This window comes from Deltaproteobacteria bacterium (assembly GCA_020848745.1).
In the GTDB taxonomy this organism is placed as follows: domain Bacteria; phylum Desulfobacterota; class Binatia; order UTPRO1; family UTPRO1; genus UTPRO1.
In genome coordinates this window covers 1-12,977 of the sequence record JADLHM010000116.1, presented here as the reverse complement: position 1 = coordinate 12,977, position 12,977 = coordinate 1, and the positions used below count along the sequence as shown (strand labels likewise).

Annotated in this window: 12 protein-coding genes; 1 reads left to right on the top strand and 11 read right to left on the bottom strand. The window is 75.1% G+C overall.

Annotated elements, in window-relative coordinates; all coding sequences use genetic code 11:
• Positions 1–5: 5 nt before the first annotated feature.
• Genes menB through IT293_17815 form a run of 6 tightly spaced genes read right to left on the bottom strand, consistent with a single transcriptional unit; the run spans position 6 to position 6,349 of the window.
• On the bottom strand, positions 6–824 hold the full coding sequence (menB, locus tag IT293_17840) for a 1,4-dihydroxy-2-naphthoyl-CoA synthase (GenBank protein MCC6766527.1): 819 nt from the start codon (positions 822–824) through the stop codon (positions 6–8).
• Positions 821–1,765 (bottom strand): 2-succinyl-6-hydroxy-2,4-cyclohexadiene-1-carboxylate synthase, encoded by a 945-nt coding sequence (menH, locus tag IT293_17835; protein MCC6766526.1) that lies wholly within the window; start codon positions 1,763–1,765, stop codon positions 821–823. The genes menB and menH overlap by 4 nt, the downstream gene beginning before the upstream one ends.
• Positions 1,696–3,504 carry a 2-succinyl-5-enolpyruvyl-6-hydroxy-3-cyclohexene-1-carboxylic-acid synthase gene (menD, locus tag IT293_17830; GenBank protein ID MCC6766525.1) on the bottom strand — a complete coding sequence of 603 codons (1,809 nt, stop codon included), beginning with the start codon at positions 3,502–3,504 and terminating at the stop codon, positions 1,696–1,698. The genes menH and menD overlap by 70 nt, the downstream gene beginning before the upstream one ends.
• The gene (locus IT293_17825) at positions 3,504–4,847 is read right to left on the bottom strand and encodes an isochorismate synthase (GenBank protein MCC6766524.1); all 1,344 of its coding nucleotides are present in this window, start codon (positions 4,845–4,847) and stop codon (positions 3,504–3,506) included. Before IT293_17825 ends, menD begins: the two co-directional genes overlap by 1 nt.
• Complete coding sequence (locus tag IT293_17820) at positions 4,840–5,583, bottom strand: ubiquinone/menaquinone biosynthesis methyltransferase (GenBank protein MCC6766523.1); 744 nt, start codon at positions 5,581–5,583, stop codon at positions 4,840–4,842. Before IT293_17820 ends, IT293_17825 begins: the two co-directional genes overlap by 8 nt.
• A 10-nt stretch (positions 5,584–5,593) precedes the next feature.
• Positions 5,594–6,349 (bottom strand): MerR family transcriptional regulator, encoded by a 756-nt coding sequence (locus IT293_17815; GenBank protein ID MCC6766522.1) that lies wholly within the window; start codon positions 6,347–6,349, stop codon positions 5,594–5,596.
• A gap of 113 nt (positions 6,350–6,462) precedes the next feature.
• Here IT293_17815 and IT293_17810 point away from each other — a divergent pair, with 113 nt between their 5' ends.
• Positions 6,463–6,849: a hypothetical protein gene (locus IT293_17810; GenBank protein MCC6766521.1), complete on the top strand. Its 387-nt coding sequence runs from the start codon at positions 6,463–6,465 to the stop codon at positions 6,847–6,849.
• 81 nt (positions 6,850–6,930) lie between these two features.
• On the opposite strand, the gene IT293_17805 is transcribed toward IT293_17810, so the two are convergent.
• From IT293_17805 to IT293_17785, 5 genes are all read right to left on the bottom strand, one after another.
• Positions 6,931–7,461, bottom strand: coding sequence for a DUF3011 domain-containing protein (locus IT293_17805; GenBank protein MCC6766520.1), 531 nt, complete (start codon positions 7,459–7,461; stop codon positions 6,931–6,933).
• A 136-nt stretch (positions 7,462–7,597) separates the two neighbouring features.
• Positions 7,598–10,126 carry a hypothetical protein gene (locus IT293_17800; protein MCC6766519.1) on the bottom strand — a complete coding sequence of 843 codons (2,529 nt, stop codon included), beginning with the start codon at positions 10,124–10,126 and terminating at the stop codon, positions 7,598–7,600.
• A complete protein-coding gene (locus tag IT293_17795) occupies positions 10,110–11,618 on the bottom strand; it encodes a hypothetical protein (protein ID MCC6766518.1) in 1,509 nt (502 codons plus the stop codon). The genes IT293_17800 and IT293_17795 overlap by 17 nt, the downstream gene beginning before the upstream one ends.
• 233 nt (positions 11,619–11,851) lie before the next feature.
• The gene (locus tag IT293_17790) at positions 11,852–12,310 is read right to left on the bottom strand and encodes a hypothetical protein (GenBank protein MCC6766517.1); all 459 of its coding nucleotides are present in this window, start codon (positions 12,308–12,310) and stop codon (positions 11,852–11,854) included.
• Between the two features lie 173 nt (positions 12,311–12,483).
• The coding region (locus tag IT293_17785) for a glutamine--tRNA ligase (GenBank protein ID MCC6766516.1) at positions 12,484–12,977 on the bottom strand (494 nt) is incomplete at its 5' end.

Genomic DNA, 12,977 nt, shown 5'->3' with positions numbered 1-12,977 from the left:
CTCGCTCACGGCAACCGCGGGAAGCGCGAGAAGTCGGGCGGACGGCGCTCCTTGAACGCGTCGCGGCCCTCCTGCGCCTCCTCGCTCATGTAGAAGAGGAGCGTCGCGTTGCCGGCGAGCTCCTGGATGCCGGCCATGCCGTCGGTCTCCGCGTTGAACGCGGACTTGAGGCACCGCAGCGCCATCGGCGAGAGCGCCAGCATCTCGCGGCACCACTGCACGGTGGTCGCCTCGAGCTCGGCGAGCGGCACGACCTCGTTCACGAGCCCCATCGCGAGCGCCTGGCTCGCCGAGTACTTGCGGCAGAGGAACCAGATCTCCCGCGCCTTCTTCGGGCCGACGAGGTGCGCCAGGTACGACGCCCCGAAGCCGGCGTCGAAGCTCCCGACGCGCGGACCGGTCTGCCCGAAGACGGCGTTGTCGGCGGCGATCGTGAGGTCGCAGACGAGGTGCAGCACGTGTCCGCCGCCGATCGCGTAGCCCGCGACCATCGCGACCACCGGCTTCGGCAGGCTCCGGATCATGCGCTGCAGGTCGAGCACGTTGAGACGTGGCACGCCGTCGCTCCCGACGTAGCCCTGGGCGCCGCGGACGCGCTGGTCGCCGCCGCTGCAGAACGCCTCGGTTCCGGTGCCGGTCAGGATCACCACGCCGACCGCGGAATCCTCGCGCACGCGAGCGAACGCGTCGATCAACTCCATGACGGTCTGCGGGCGGAAGGCGTTGCGCACCTCGGGTCTGTTGATCGCGACCTTCGCGATGCCCTCGGCCTGCTGGTAGGTGATGTCCTCGTACGCGCGGACGGTGCGCCAATCGATCGTCATGCTTCTTCTCCTCGTGGAAGTGGCTCGCGGCGGCGCGCGCCGCCGGCGAGGAAGTCGCGGACCACGCGCAGGAAGCGCGCGGTCTGCTCGAGATGCGGCAGGTGCCCTGCCCCGGCCACGATCTCGTGTGTGGCGTCGGCAAAGCGGGGCAGGAGCCCAGCCGCGATGCGGGTGAACTTGGCGTCGCGCTCGCCCGTGAGCAACAGGACCGGCATCGGCAGCGCGCCGATCCGGGCCCCGAGCCAGGGTTGAGCGCCGAGACCCATGCCGCGGAGGCTCGCCGCGAGCCCCGCCGCGTCGCAGGCGAGGCGCTGGCGGCGGAGCGCGGCCCGCACCGGCCCGGGCTGGCACGCGAGCGAGCGGAAGAGCGGCAGTCGTTCCCAGCGGCGCACGAACGCCGCGACGCCGTCGCGCTCGATCGCCGCCGCGAGCGCGGCGTCGGCGGCGCGCCGGCGCGCCCGCGCGGCGGCGCTCGCGAGCCCGGCCGACGCGCTCTCGAGCACGAGGCGTCCGACGCGCGCCGGGTGCGCGAGCGCGAGGGCGAGCGCGACGCGCCCGCCCATCGAGTAGCCGAGCACGTCCGCCGCGTCGACGCGCAGCGCGGCGAGGGTCGCCGCCACGAGGTCGGCCGCGGCACCGAGGCTCCAGTCGAACGCGGCGTCGCCGACGACGGTCGCGCCGTGGCCCGGGAGGTCGATCGCGATCACGCGGCGCGCCGGTCGGAGGGCGGTCGGCACGGCCGCCCAGCTCGCGTGGCTCCCGGTGAAGCCGTGGAGCAGCACGAGCGGACGCGGCGCACGGCGCGCGGACGCGCGGACGGCGCGCTCGTCGGCAAGCGTCACGGTCCCCGCGGCGATCTCGACGCGCCGGATCACCGCGCCCCCGTGACGCGCGCACCGAGAGCGGCGGCGGCGAGTGTCGCGCCGGCGGCCGCCCGGCATGCCTCGGCAACGAGCCGCGCATGCAGCGCGCGCGACGCCGCCCGCTCGATCGGCACCTCGACGACCGTGAACGTCGGCGCCGCGCGCCAGGCGTCGACCGCGGCGCCGAGCGCGGCGCGGCTCGTCGCGCGCGCGTATCGTCCGCCGCACATCGCGACGGCGCCGCCGAGCTCGAGGCCGTGCGGCGTCCCGAAGAGCGTCTCGAACGTCTGCGCGTCGAGCCCCGCCTGCGGCAGGAAGGAGAAGATGCCGCCGCCGTCGTTGTTCGCGACCACCACGAGCAGCGGCACGCGATGGCGCGCCGCGATCTGGAGCGCGCCGAGGTCGTGGAGGAAGCTCAGGTCCCCGACGACGAGCGCGGTCGGGCCCTCGGCCAGCGCGGCGGCCCCGAGCGCCGTCGCGACCACGCCGTCGATGCCGTTCGCGCCGCGGTTGCAGCCGATCCGGAGCGCCGCGGACCCGCCGCCGACGAACGTGTCGAGGGCGCGGACCGGGAGGCTGTTGCCGACGTGGAGCATCGCGCCGTCGCCGAGCGCGCGCGCCACGTCAGCGACGACCGCTCCCTCGAAGAGCGTCGGCTCGCGGGCGAGGAGCGCGTCGAGCGCGGCGCGGGCTCGACCGGCCACGGCATGCCAGGCGGCGCGCCAGGGGCGCGCCGCATCGGTCGCCCCGGCGGGCACCGCGGCGGCGAGCGCGTCGGCGAGCGCGCGCGGGTCGGCACGTACGAGGTCGGTCGCGGCGAAGAGCGGATCCGGCCAGCGGCCCGGCGGCGCCGTGACGACGTGGAGCGGCGCGCGTGCCGCCGCGAGGAAGCGCTGCAGCGCGGCCGAGACCGTCGGCGTCCCGAAGTGCAGGATGGCCTCCGGACGCCAGGCGACGTCGAGCGCCCCGCCCTGCAGCAACGCGTCGTACGCGTCGACGACCGCGGTCCGGTCGTGCGGGCCGAAGCGCAGCCCCGACAACGGGTCCGCCAGGAGCGGCCACCCGAGCCGGTCGGCGAGGCGCGCGAGCGCGGCGGCGGCCGCGGCGTCGCGCGCCGCCGCCGGTCCGCACACGACGACGCCGCGCGGCCGCCCCGCGAGCGCCGCCGCGAGAGAAGCGACCGCCTCGGACGACGGCGCTCCGCTCGCCGCGTGCACGCGCGGCGGGGTTTCAGCGTCCTCGCCGCGCGGCGCGGCGTGCCGGTCGCGCTCGTCCGCGACGTCGAGCAGCGGCTCCCGCATCGGGAGGTTCACGTGCACGGGTCCGCGCGGCGCCTCGGTCGCGGCCGCGACGGCGCGCAGCGCGAGCGTCCGGAAGTACGCGTCGAGGTCGACGCCCGCGCCCGGCGCCGGCGCATCGACGCTCCAGCGCGCGTGCGTGCCGTACAGCCGGACCTGATCGACCGTCTGCGCCGCGTGACAGTCGCGGAGCTCCGGCGGGCGATCGGCCGTGAGCACGACGAGGGGAATCTCCGCCATCGACGCCTCGACGACCGCCGGCAAGTAGTTCGCCGCGGCGGTGCCCGAGGTGCAGAGGAGGGCCGCGGGACGACCGCTCGCGCGCGCCATGCCGAGCGCGAAGAAGCCGGCGGCGCGCTCGTCGGTCACGACCCATGGCCGGAGCCCCGCCCGGAGGGCGGCGAGCGCCGCCGCCGTCGAGCGCGAGCCCGGCGAGATGCAGATCTCGGTCACGCCGGCGGCGCGGAGCGCGCCCGCGAAGACCCGCATGGCGCGCGCGTTGGCGGTCGGCTCGGTCATCACGCTCCCGCCGCCGCATCCGCGGCCGGCGCGTCGGCGCCAGCGATCGCGCCGGCCGGCGCGAGATACGGCGCCACGAGCGCGCGCATCTTGGCCTCGGTCTCCGCGAGCTCCGCGTCGGCGTCCGAGCCCTCGACGATGCCGGCGCCGGCCCAGAGCTCGAGCGCCGCGCCGTCGACGAGCGCGCTCCGGAGCGTCACGACGAGCTCGCCGTCGCCGGCGGCATCCGTCCAGCCGAGCGCGCCGGTGTACCAGCCGCGCGCCGGCTCCTCGCGCTCGATGAGCGCGCGCGCGACCGCGGCCGGGACTCCGCACACGGCGGGCGTCGGGTGCAGCGCGCCGCCGAGCGCGAAGGCCGAGCGCGGTCGCGACGCGCGCGCGCGCACCGGCGTCGCGAGGTGCTGCGCCTCGGGAAGCCGCAGGATCTCCGGGCGCGGGGGCGGCTCGACCTCGGCGCCGACCGCCGCGAGCGCGTCGCGCACCGCGCGCACAACCAGCGCGTGCTCGCGGCCGTTCTTGGCGCACGCGAGGAGCGCCGCCGCGAGGCGCTCGTCCTCGCCCCGGTCCGCCGCCCGCGGCGCGGACCCGGCGAGCGCGCTCGCCGCGATGTCGGCGCCGCGGCGCCGGACGAGCAGCTCCGGCGTCGACGCGATCAGGCTCGCGCCGCCCCGCGGGCGCACCCAGACGTTGAAACAGCCGGGACGCGCGGCGCGCGCGCGCGCGAGCATCGCCGCCGCGTCGATCGGGCGGTCCGCAACGAGGCGCCGCCGCCGTGCGAGAACGATCTTCCGCGCCGCGCCCTCGTCGATGAGCGCGCGCGCGCGCGCGACGCGCCCCCGCCATGCCTCGCGCTCCTCCGCCCCGAGCGCCGGCGCGTACAGACGCGGCACGGAGCCGTCGGCGACCGCGGCCGCCAGAGCTCCCGCGGCGGCGGGGCCCGGCGGCTCGTCGCCCGCCTCCCAGACCTCCGTGAGCGTCGTGCGGCCGGCCGCGCGCGTCCAGAGGAGGCGCGGCAGCACGACGCGCGCCGGCGGGTACGCGGGGTCGGGACCGGGCGTGTCGGAGAACGCGAAGCCGCCGAGCATGCGCGGTTCCGCCGGCGTCCCGCCCTCCCGCTCGACGGTCGCGAGCACGCGCGCCGCCGCCGCCGCCGCGACGGCGAACCGCTCGGCGCCGCGCGCGCGGATCTCGCGCGCGACCCCGACCGCGAGCATCGCGTGGCCGCCCGCCGGATGCTCCCAGAAAACGAGCGGCGACGCCGGGAAGCGCGCCGCGAGCGCCAACAGGTCCCCCGGGTCGGCGACGACCCGCGTGCGGGCGCGGAGGGCGCCGACCTCACGCATGCCGCGCTCGTTCCGGCGAGTCGCTCGCCGCCGGCTCCGCCGCCTCGCCCGTCCGCGCCGCGGTCACGAGCTGCGCCGCGCCGCCGAGAAGCGAGCGCTTCTTGATCGCGCCAAGCCCGGCCGCGGCGAGCTGCGCGCGGAGCGTCGGCTCGTCGGGAAGATAGGCGGTCGACTCCGGCAGGTACGTGTACGCGTCGCGCTCGGCCACGAGCGCGCCGAGGAGCGGCACGATGCGGCGGAAGTAGATCGCGTGACCGAAGCGCAGGAGCGCGCTCGCCGGCCGATCGACCTCGAGGAGCGCGATCCGGCCGCCCGGCCGCAGGACGCGCGCGCTCTCCGCGAGCGCCGCCCGGAGGTCGACGAAGTTGCGGAGCGCGAATCCGGAGACGACGGCGTCGATCGACGCGTCCGCGAGCGGCAACGCGAGCGCGTCGGCGCGCACGAGCCCGCAGCCGAGGCGGCGCGCCCGGGCAGCGCGCAACATGCCCGCGGAGAAATCCACCCCGATCACGCGTCCGCCCGCCTCCAGAGCGGCCGCCGCGAGGTCGCCCGAGCCGCAGGCGAGATCGAGCACACGCTCACCCGGACGCAGCGCGAGCGACGCGATCGCCTGCCGCCGCCACCCCCGGTCGATGCCGAAGGTCATGAGGCGGTTCATGAGGTCGTAGCGCGGGGCGATGCGGTCGAACATCGCCTCGACGACCGCGCGCTTGTCGTCGGCCGCGGGAAGGCTCATGCGAGGGCACTCACTGCCAGCGCACGCCGAGTCGCGTCGCGGAGGCGACCTTGAGCGCGACCTCGAGGGGCCCGCGCTCGCCGCTCTTCTTCAGGCGCTTGAGGGCGCGGTTCACGAGCACGCGCTGGAAGTGGTGCGCTACGAGGGCCGTCACGAGCGGCAGGATGTCCTTGAACGCGGCGCCCACGGCCTCGGGGTCGGCTTCACTGCCGCGGGTGCGCTTGCGGACGTACTGATCGAAGAGGTCGATCGCGCCGTCGACCGTCTTGCGGATCGAGCGGTCGTGCTTCACGGCGAGCGCCAGGAGGCGCGTCAGCGGGAAGCCGTAGCCCAGGATCTTCAACGCGCCGCGCGCGACCCGGAGGTCGCCTTCGCTGTAGCGGCGCGAGCCGTCGGCCTGCTCCTGCGCCTCGGCGAGGCCGGCGCGCTCGACCGAGGCCAGGAGCGCGTGCGGGACGCCGAGCTGCGTCGCCGCCGCCGCGCTGTCGTAGCCGGGCTCGGTCGACTCCTCCTCGATCGCGGTCAGGAGCGCACGGTCGGACTCCGTGCGCTCGCCCTTCTCGAGCAGCATCGCGATGACCCGGAGCGAGAACCCGCGCGACGCCATCGACCGGATGAGCCGCAGGCGATCGAGGTGCGCGTCGTCGTAGACCGCGTTTCGCCCCTCGCGCGCCGGTCCGGGCAGCAGCCGGATCGTCTGGTAGTAGCGGATCGTGTCGACCGGGACGCCCGAGTGCTGGACGACTTCGGAGAGCGAGTACGCCATGAGTCGGGACTCTTAGAGTAACCACTCGAAGAGTCAACCACGGACGGCTGCGCGGCCGCCGCCTCCACCGGCGCGCTTCCGTGGAGCCGGCGGTGTGCTGTCGCGTTCCGCCGATGGATGGCGCACACCTCGTCGCCGCCTCCGGTATGGTGCAGGCGACCTTCGGCGTCCTGCTCGGATGGGTGATGGCGGGGTTCGCGAGCGGACGATCCGAGCTCGGCCCGTTCCGGAGCCGAAAGCGGGTCCTCCAATGCCATCTCGACAACCTCTTCATGGGCGCGCTGCAGCTCGGAGTCGCGGCGGTGCACCCCGGCGTACCCTCCGGCGCCGCCTGGTGCCTGGTCGCCGGCTCCTGGATGAACCCGCAGCTCTTCCTCTGGCAGGCGGTCGATCCCGCGGTGGATCTCGGCACGGGGTGGCGCCTCGCGATCGCGCTCGGCTCGTTCACGGCGGTGACCACCGGCTGGGTGTGGACGACGGCGAGTTATCTCGGCGGGTGACCCGCCTCCGCCGCGCGCCGGGGCCGTCGCCTCGTGAGATGCCGCGCGCTCCGTTCGGAGGGCGGCGCGGCCGCGGCGGCGTCAGTACCGGACGGAGAAGGTCGCCGCGCAGCCGCGATCGACCCAGATGCCGCCGCCGTCGCTGCCCCAGGTGTCGTACTGGCGGCAGGGAGCGTCGCTCAGGCGCCGCTCGAGGCGGACCCAGCCCCATTGCGGCATCGGGCAGTACTTCGGGCGGAAGCGATCCGACTTGCAGGTGATGCGGTAGACGCCGACCGGCCCTGCGCCCGGGCCGGGGCGGATCGGGCCGCTCCCCCACGGCACGACGGTGAAGGTCGCGCGGCACCCTTCGCGGACCCAGACGCCGCCGCCGTCGCGATCGGCGCCCCAGGTGTCGTACTCGCGACACGGCGCCTTGCTGAGGCGACGTTCGAGCCGCACGCGGCCCTGCGCATAGGTGCGGCAATACGCGTGCTCGTGCGACTCCGACTCGCAGCGGATCGACCGCGCCGGATACGCGGGCGGACGGTATCCCTGCGCCCACGCCGCGTCGACGAGCGCCAGCAACGACGCGAAGAGACCACCCAGCGCGAGCAACCTGGCGCATGCCATCGAACGCTCCTTCCGACGAAGCCGTGTCGATCCGGAGAACGGATCGCGGGGAACCTACTGAGACCCGCACCGCGCGGCAACCGGAAGCCGGAACCCTTGGCCGATGGATCGCGGCGGAGCAGAGATTCCCATCTCTCTACGGAGTCGACTTGGCGCGGAAGCGGGCCGCGTCGTTCTTCCGGACTCCCGCCGGCGCGTAGCGGGCGTCGAAACAGGTCCCGCCGGGCACGCCGAGCTGCACGCGCAGCGGCACGGGCGCGGGTAGCGGCATGAGGCCGAGCCCCGCCCCCTTGCCGCGCACGGCGATCTTGGCCTTCCCGGTGATGCCGGGCGCGAGCGTGACGCTCGTGATGCCACCGGCGGTGCCCTTCACGTCGGAGTAGCGGAAGCCCTTCGTGCCGGCGGGACGACCGAGCCCCTTCCAGCACGGCCGCCGGCCGCAGAGACCACCCGGTGCGATCGCGCGCCCGAGGAGGAGCCGCGCCGTCGGCGTCGACTCGTCGAAGACGCAGAGCAGGTAGGCGTCGGTCGCGAGCGGATCGCCGAAGGCCGCCGCCGGCGTCGCCGCGCCCTTCCGCCAGCGCCAACCGAACGCGTCGCTCGCGGCGCGCGCCTTGTTCACGATGGTGAGGTCGCCGGCCTCGGGAACGAGCGGCGCGCGACAGTCCTGCCGCGGCGCGCCGACGCACCCCGCGAGCGCGTCGCAGCGTTCGCAGACGCCGCAGGGCGCCGCGCATCCCGGCGCGAAGGTCCACACGCCGCGCGTCGCCGCGTGAGCGACGGCGGGCGCAAGCGGGTCGAGCGCCACGGTCGAGATCCGCGTCGGCGGCAAGCCGAGCGCGAACGGCGACCAGGTCGCGCCGCCGTCGGTCGAGCGGAAGACGCCGTCGCGCCCGGTCCCGGCCCAGACGATCGCGGGGTCCGCGGGATCGATCGCGAGCGTGTACACGTCGCGGCTGCCGAGACCGACGTTCGCGGGCGCGAAGCTGCCGCCGCCGTCCGTGCTCTTGAAGACGCCGTCGACGAGCGTGCCGGCATAGACGACGCTGCCATCGGTCGGGTCGACGGCGAGCGCGCGTACACTCACGTCGACGAGGCTGGTCGCGCCCCAGGAGTCGCCGCCGTCCGTGCTCTTCGCGACGCCACCGGTGTCGAGCCCGAGGTACAGCACGCCGGGGGTCGTCGGGTCGGCGACGAGCGTCAGCACGTCGGTGCGCGCGAGGCCGTCGTTCGCCGCCTGCCACGTCGCGCCGCCGTCGCCGCTGCGCTGTACGCCGCCGAGGAGCGTCCCGGCGTAGAGCGTGGCCGGGTCGGCGGCGTCGACGACGAGGGCGGTCGGCCCGAAGTCGAAGGCCGCAGCGACCGTCGTCCAGCTGGCGCCGCCGTCGTCGGTCCGGAAGACGCCGCTGCCCGCGGCGTAGAGCCGTCCGGGCGTCGTCGCGTCGCGCGCGAGCACGGCGACGCGGGTGGTCGGGAGCCCGGCGTTCGCCGGCGCCCACGTCACACCCGCGTCGCCGCTCGCGGCGACGCCGCCGCCTTCGATCGCGGCGACGAGCGGCGTCGGAGCGCCGTCGGCGGCGACGAGGCTCGCGATCCGCGTCGCATCGAGGCCGACGCTCGCCGCCGTCCACTGCTCGCCATCGGCGCGGAAGACCCCGGCGCCGGGGGTGCCGGCGTAGACCCGCGTCGGCGTCGCGGGGTCGATCGCGAGGCTCCCGACGTTGGTGCCGACGATGCCGGTCGCGAACGCCGCCCACGTAGCGGCGCCGTTGCTGGAACGCGCGACGGCGCCGCCGAACGTCCCGGCGTAGAGCGTGGCCGGCGCCGCGGGATCGATCGCGAGCGCGAACACGCGCGTGCTCCCGAGGCCGACGTTGGCACCGGCCCAGGTGGTGCCGCCGTTGCTGGTCTTGTAGACGCCACGGCCGCCGAGGGTCGCGGCGTAGACGGTCGCGGGCGTCGTCGGGTCGAGCGCGAGCGCGAGCACGGTCTGCTTGCCGACGCCGGTCGTGAAGACCGCCCACGACGCCCCGGCATCGACGCTCTTGTAGACGCCGTTCCCGACGGTCCCCGCCCACACGACCGTGGGCGAGATCGGATCGACGGCGAGGGCACGCACGGTGACGCTCGGCGGCAACCCCGTCTCGCGGAGCGTCCACGTGGCGCCGCCGTCCGCGCTCCGGAAGACGCCGCCCCCGGCCGTGCCCGCGATGCCGACGTACAGCACGCCGGGGTCGGTCGGGTCGACCGCGAGCGCGGTCACGCCCGTGCGCGTCAGCCCGTTCCGGCGCGCCTGCCAGGTGACCGCGCCGTCGGTGCTCTTGAAGACGGTGTCGTTGGTCGCCGCGTAGACCACGTCGGCGACGAGCGGGTCGGTCGCGAGCGCGTACACGACCTGGTTCCCGAGACCGGCGCCGGCGGCCTCCCAGGTGACGCCGCCGTCGCGGCTGCGGAAAACGCCGTCGAAAGCCGTGCCGGCGTACACGTGCGCCGGCGCGGTCGGGTCGACCGCGAGCGCGGTGACGTCGCCGCCGTCCGGACCGTGCGTCGTCCACGCCGCAGCCGCGGGCATCGCCGCGACGAGGAGCGCGAGCGCGACGGTGGCGACGACGCGGGCCGGTCGCCGCGCGGACGCGACCGACCGGCGGTCAGAAATCGCACGCATCGGGAGCACACTCGACGGCGCCGTCGGTCGCGGTCGTCGACAGGCCGGCGTCGCGCACGACCGTGAGCGGACCGCCGTCGGAGCGGAAGCAGTTGTTGCGCGCGCCGACCGAGGCCCCGCCGCCGCCCGAGCCCTCGCAGGTGCCGTCGGCGGCGAGCGGCGCGCAGCTGCCGCTCGTGCAGTTCCCGAGCGCGCCGCTGCAGAGCTGGTTCAGGCACGGACAATCCGTGACGTTCCACACGTCGACCTGCGCGCCGCGGCCGCTCGAGCAGAAGCGATTGCCGCCGACCGAGCAGGCGCCGCCGCTCGCGCACGGCAGGCCGTCCTCGACCGAGAGGGCCCCGAAGTCGCCACCGCCGAGGTCGATGCGCGCGCGCCCGTCGTTGCGCGCGACGACGAGCCCGAGCTGCACGCTCGAGATGGTCGTGAAACCGGCGGCACGCGTCTTCAGCCGGTTGCCGGCGCCGCGCAGGCGCCCGGCGGCGCGCACGTCGAACGCGGCGACCCAGGGGTTGGTGATCACGTTGCCGTCGGCGATCACGAGCGCGCTGCCGTCGACGCGGACGCCGAATTTGCAGTGATCGATCTCGTTCGACGCCATCGTCACCTTGGCCGGCCCGGTCACGGTGTACGACTGGCAGAGGTTGTCGTCGCTCGGGCTGCCCGCGCTCTTGTTGCCGAGCAGCACGTGTTCCCCGGCCTGGGCGTGCACGGGCTGGCTGATCGTGGTGATCGTGTTGTGGACGACGGTGACGCCGCCGCCGTTCAGCTGGATGGCCTTGTCGGTGCCGCAGGGGCCGGCCGCGTCGGTCGGGAGGAGGCACGCGTGATCGGGATCGGCGGGTTGGTTGCCGATGAAGGTCGAGTCGGCGAGCGTGTTGCCGGTGCCCGCCGTGATGTCGAGCGTCACGGCGTCCTCGCAGATGCGATCGCTCGTCACACGCGCGATGGTATGGCCGCCGCCGGTGCGGACGTGCAGGCCTTCGGGAAAATAGCGATACGTGAAGTCCTCGAGCGCGTTGCCGCTGCCCTTGAGCGTGAAGAGCGCCGGTTGCGGCGCGGGACACTCGTCGACGCACTGGCGGCACGAAGCGGCGCCGACGTACTCGAACGTGGCGTTGCCGCCCCGGATCTTGATGCCGTCGTTCTTGAGGCAGAGCGAGTAGGCCTCGGGATCGTTCGCGCAGGAGCTGCCGGGATAGGCGTTCGCGGCCGCCACGTCGTTCCGCATCGCGATCGCGCAGGGCGGCGTCCCGGCGTCGATCGTGATCGTCCGTCCGGTCCACGCGGCGCTGCCCACGCAGTCGTTCGCCTTGGCGACGGCGTCGCGCAACTCGCCCTCGTCGCATCCGACCGTGCACGCGGCCTGCGCGCAGTCGGTCGTGCACGTGCTCGCCGTGACGTCGGCCGCAGAGGCTGCGGCGAGCAGGACGAGCACGAGCACCAGCGAGGGGACGCCACGGCACGTGCCCGGGCGCGGGAGAGGGAGCACGCTTCCCTATACCCGGTTCGGCGGCCCGTAGCCTACCGCGGCGGCGCGACGACCGGGCCCGCATTTCTCACCGGGTCCACGTCGCGAGAGCGTCAAGCGTGCGCCAGATCGGGCCGAACGGAGCGCCGAGCGACGCAGGCGGACTGGACAGTCCGTTGAGGAGCGCGGCGCGAGTACGGCCTGAGGTGGCGTGCGATTGACGCTCGCAGCAGGGACCTGGTGAGAAATGCGGGCTAGAACGGCAGCGACGGGAGCGCGTGCGTGAAGCCGCCGGCCCTCGCCAGGAGGAAGAGGCACGTCCCGTAGACGCCGCAATCGATCGCCTCCATCACGGTCGTCATGAGGAACCAGAAGTAGCCCGCGCGGCCGTGACGGGTGAAGGGACGCACGACGACGCGCGGCGCGGCGAGCGCGACGGCCACCGCCGACGGTACGGCGGCCGCCAGCACCAGCACGCTCAGGAGCACGCTCGTGACGGTCGCGAGATCGACGATCACCGTCGAGAGCCAGAGCACGCCGACCGTCGCCGGAACGAAGAACATCCAGTTGCCGAGTGAGCGGCGGATCGCGACCTCGAAGCGGCTGCGATCGGCGGGCACCAGGCTCGCGTCGAGCCGCTTCTCGAGATGGTGGAAATCGCCGATCGTGTGCGGACGCAGCCGATGATCGGGGCCCTGCAGACGCGGCGACAACCCTGGCGTTTCCGCCGGCGTCCCCGATGGATGGGACCCCAACACCCCCGACATGCCTCCAGGGTAGCGCTCCCGACGCGCGGCGAGAATCCGGAAAACCGCGCCCGGCGCGGCTCCACGCGCCACGCGAAGCGACACAGCGCCCGCGCGCCCGGCGGCCGCCGCGGCGCGAATCAGCGACCCGGCCCGGCCTGGATCTTCGCCCAGGTGTCCCGCAGCGTCACCGTGCGATTGAACACCGGCGCCCCCGGCACGGAGTCCGGGTCGGCGCAGAAGTAGCCCTGGCGCTCGAACTGGACGCGCAGCCCCGGCGCGGCGTCGGCGAGGCTCGGCTCGAGCCGGCAGTCCCGCAGCACCGTGAGCGCCTCGGAGTCGATGGTCGCGAGCCAATCGTCGGCGGCGTCCGGATCCTCCACGGTGAACAGCCGGCCGTAGAGCCGCACCTCGGCGGTCACCGCGTGCGCAGCCGACACCCAATGGAGCGTCGCCTTCACCTTGCGGGCGGCGGCCGGCGAGCCGCTGCGCGTCTCCGGGTCGTACGTGCACCGCAGCTCGACGACGGCGCCGCTCGCGTCCTTCACCACGCGCTCGCACTTGATGATGTAGGCGTAGCGCAGGCGCACCTCGCGCCCGGGCGCCAGCCGGAAGAACTTGCTCGGCGGCTCCT

Coding starts and splice junctions, on each gene's coding strand:
- menB (MCC6766527.1), bottom strand. CDS start 824: ATGACGATCGATTGGCGCACCGTCCGCGCGTACGAGGACATCACCTAC.
- menH (MCC6766526.1), bottom strand. CDS start 1,765: ATGCCGGGCGGCCGCCGGCGCGACACTCGCCGCCGCCGCTCTCGGTGC.
- menD (MCC6766525.1), bottom strand. CDS start 3,504: ATGACCGAGCCGACCGCCAACGCGCGCGCCATGCGGGTCTTCGCGGGC.
- IT293_17825 (MCC6766524.1), bottom strand. CDS start 4,847: ATGCGTGAGGTCGGCGCCCTCCGCGCCCGCACGCGGGTCGTCGCCGAC.
- IT293_17820 (MCC6766523.1), bottom strand. CDS start 5,583: ATGAGCCTTCCCGCGGCCGACGACAAGCGCGCGGTCGTCGAGGCGATG.
- IT293_17815 (MCC6766522.1), bottom strand. CDS start 6,349: ATGGCGTACTCGCTCTCCGAAGTCGTCCAGCACTCGGGCGTCCCGGTC.
- IT293_17810 (MCC6766521.1), top strand. CDS start 6,463: ATGGATGGCGCACACCTCGTCGCCGCCTCCGGTATGGTGCAGGCGACC.
- IT293_17805 (MCC6766520.1), bottom strand. CDS start 7,461: ATGGCATGCGCCAGGTTGCTCGCGCTGGGTGGTCTCTTCGCGTCGTTG.
- IT293_17800 (MCC6766519.1), bottom strand. CDS start 10,126: ATGCGTGCGATTTCTGACCGCCGGTCGGTCGCGTCCGCGCGGCGACCG.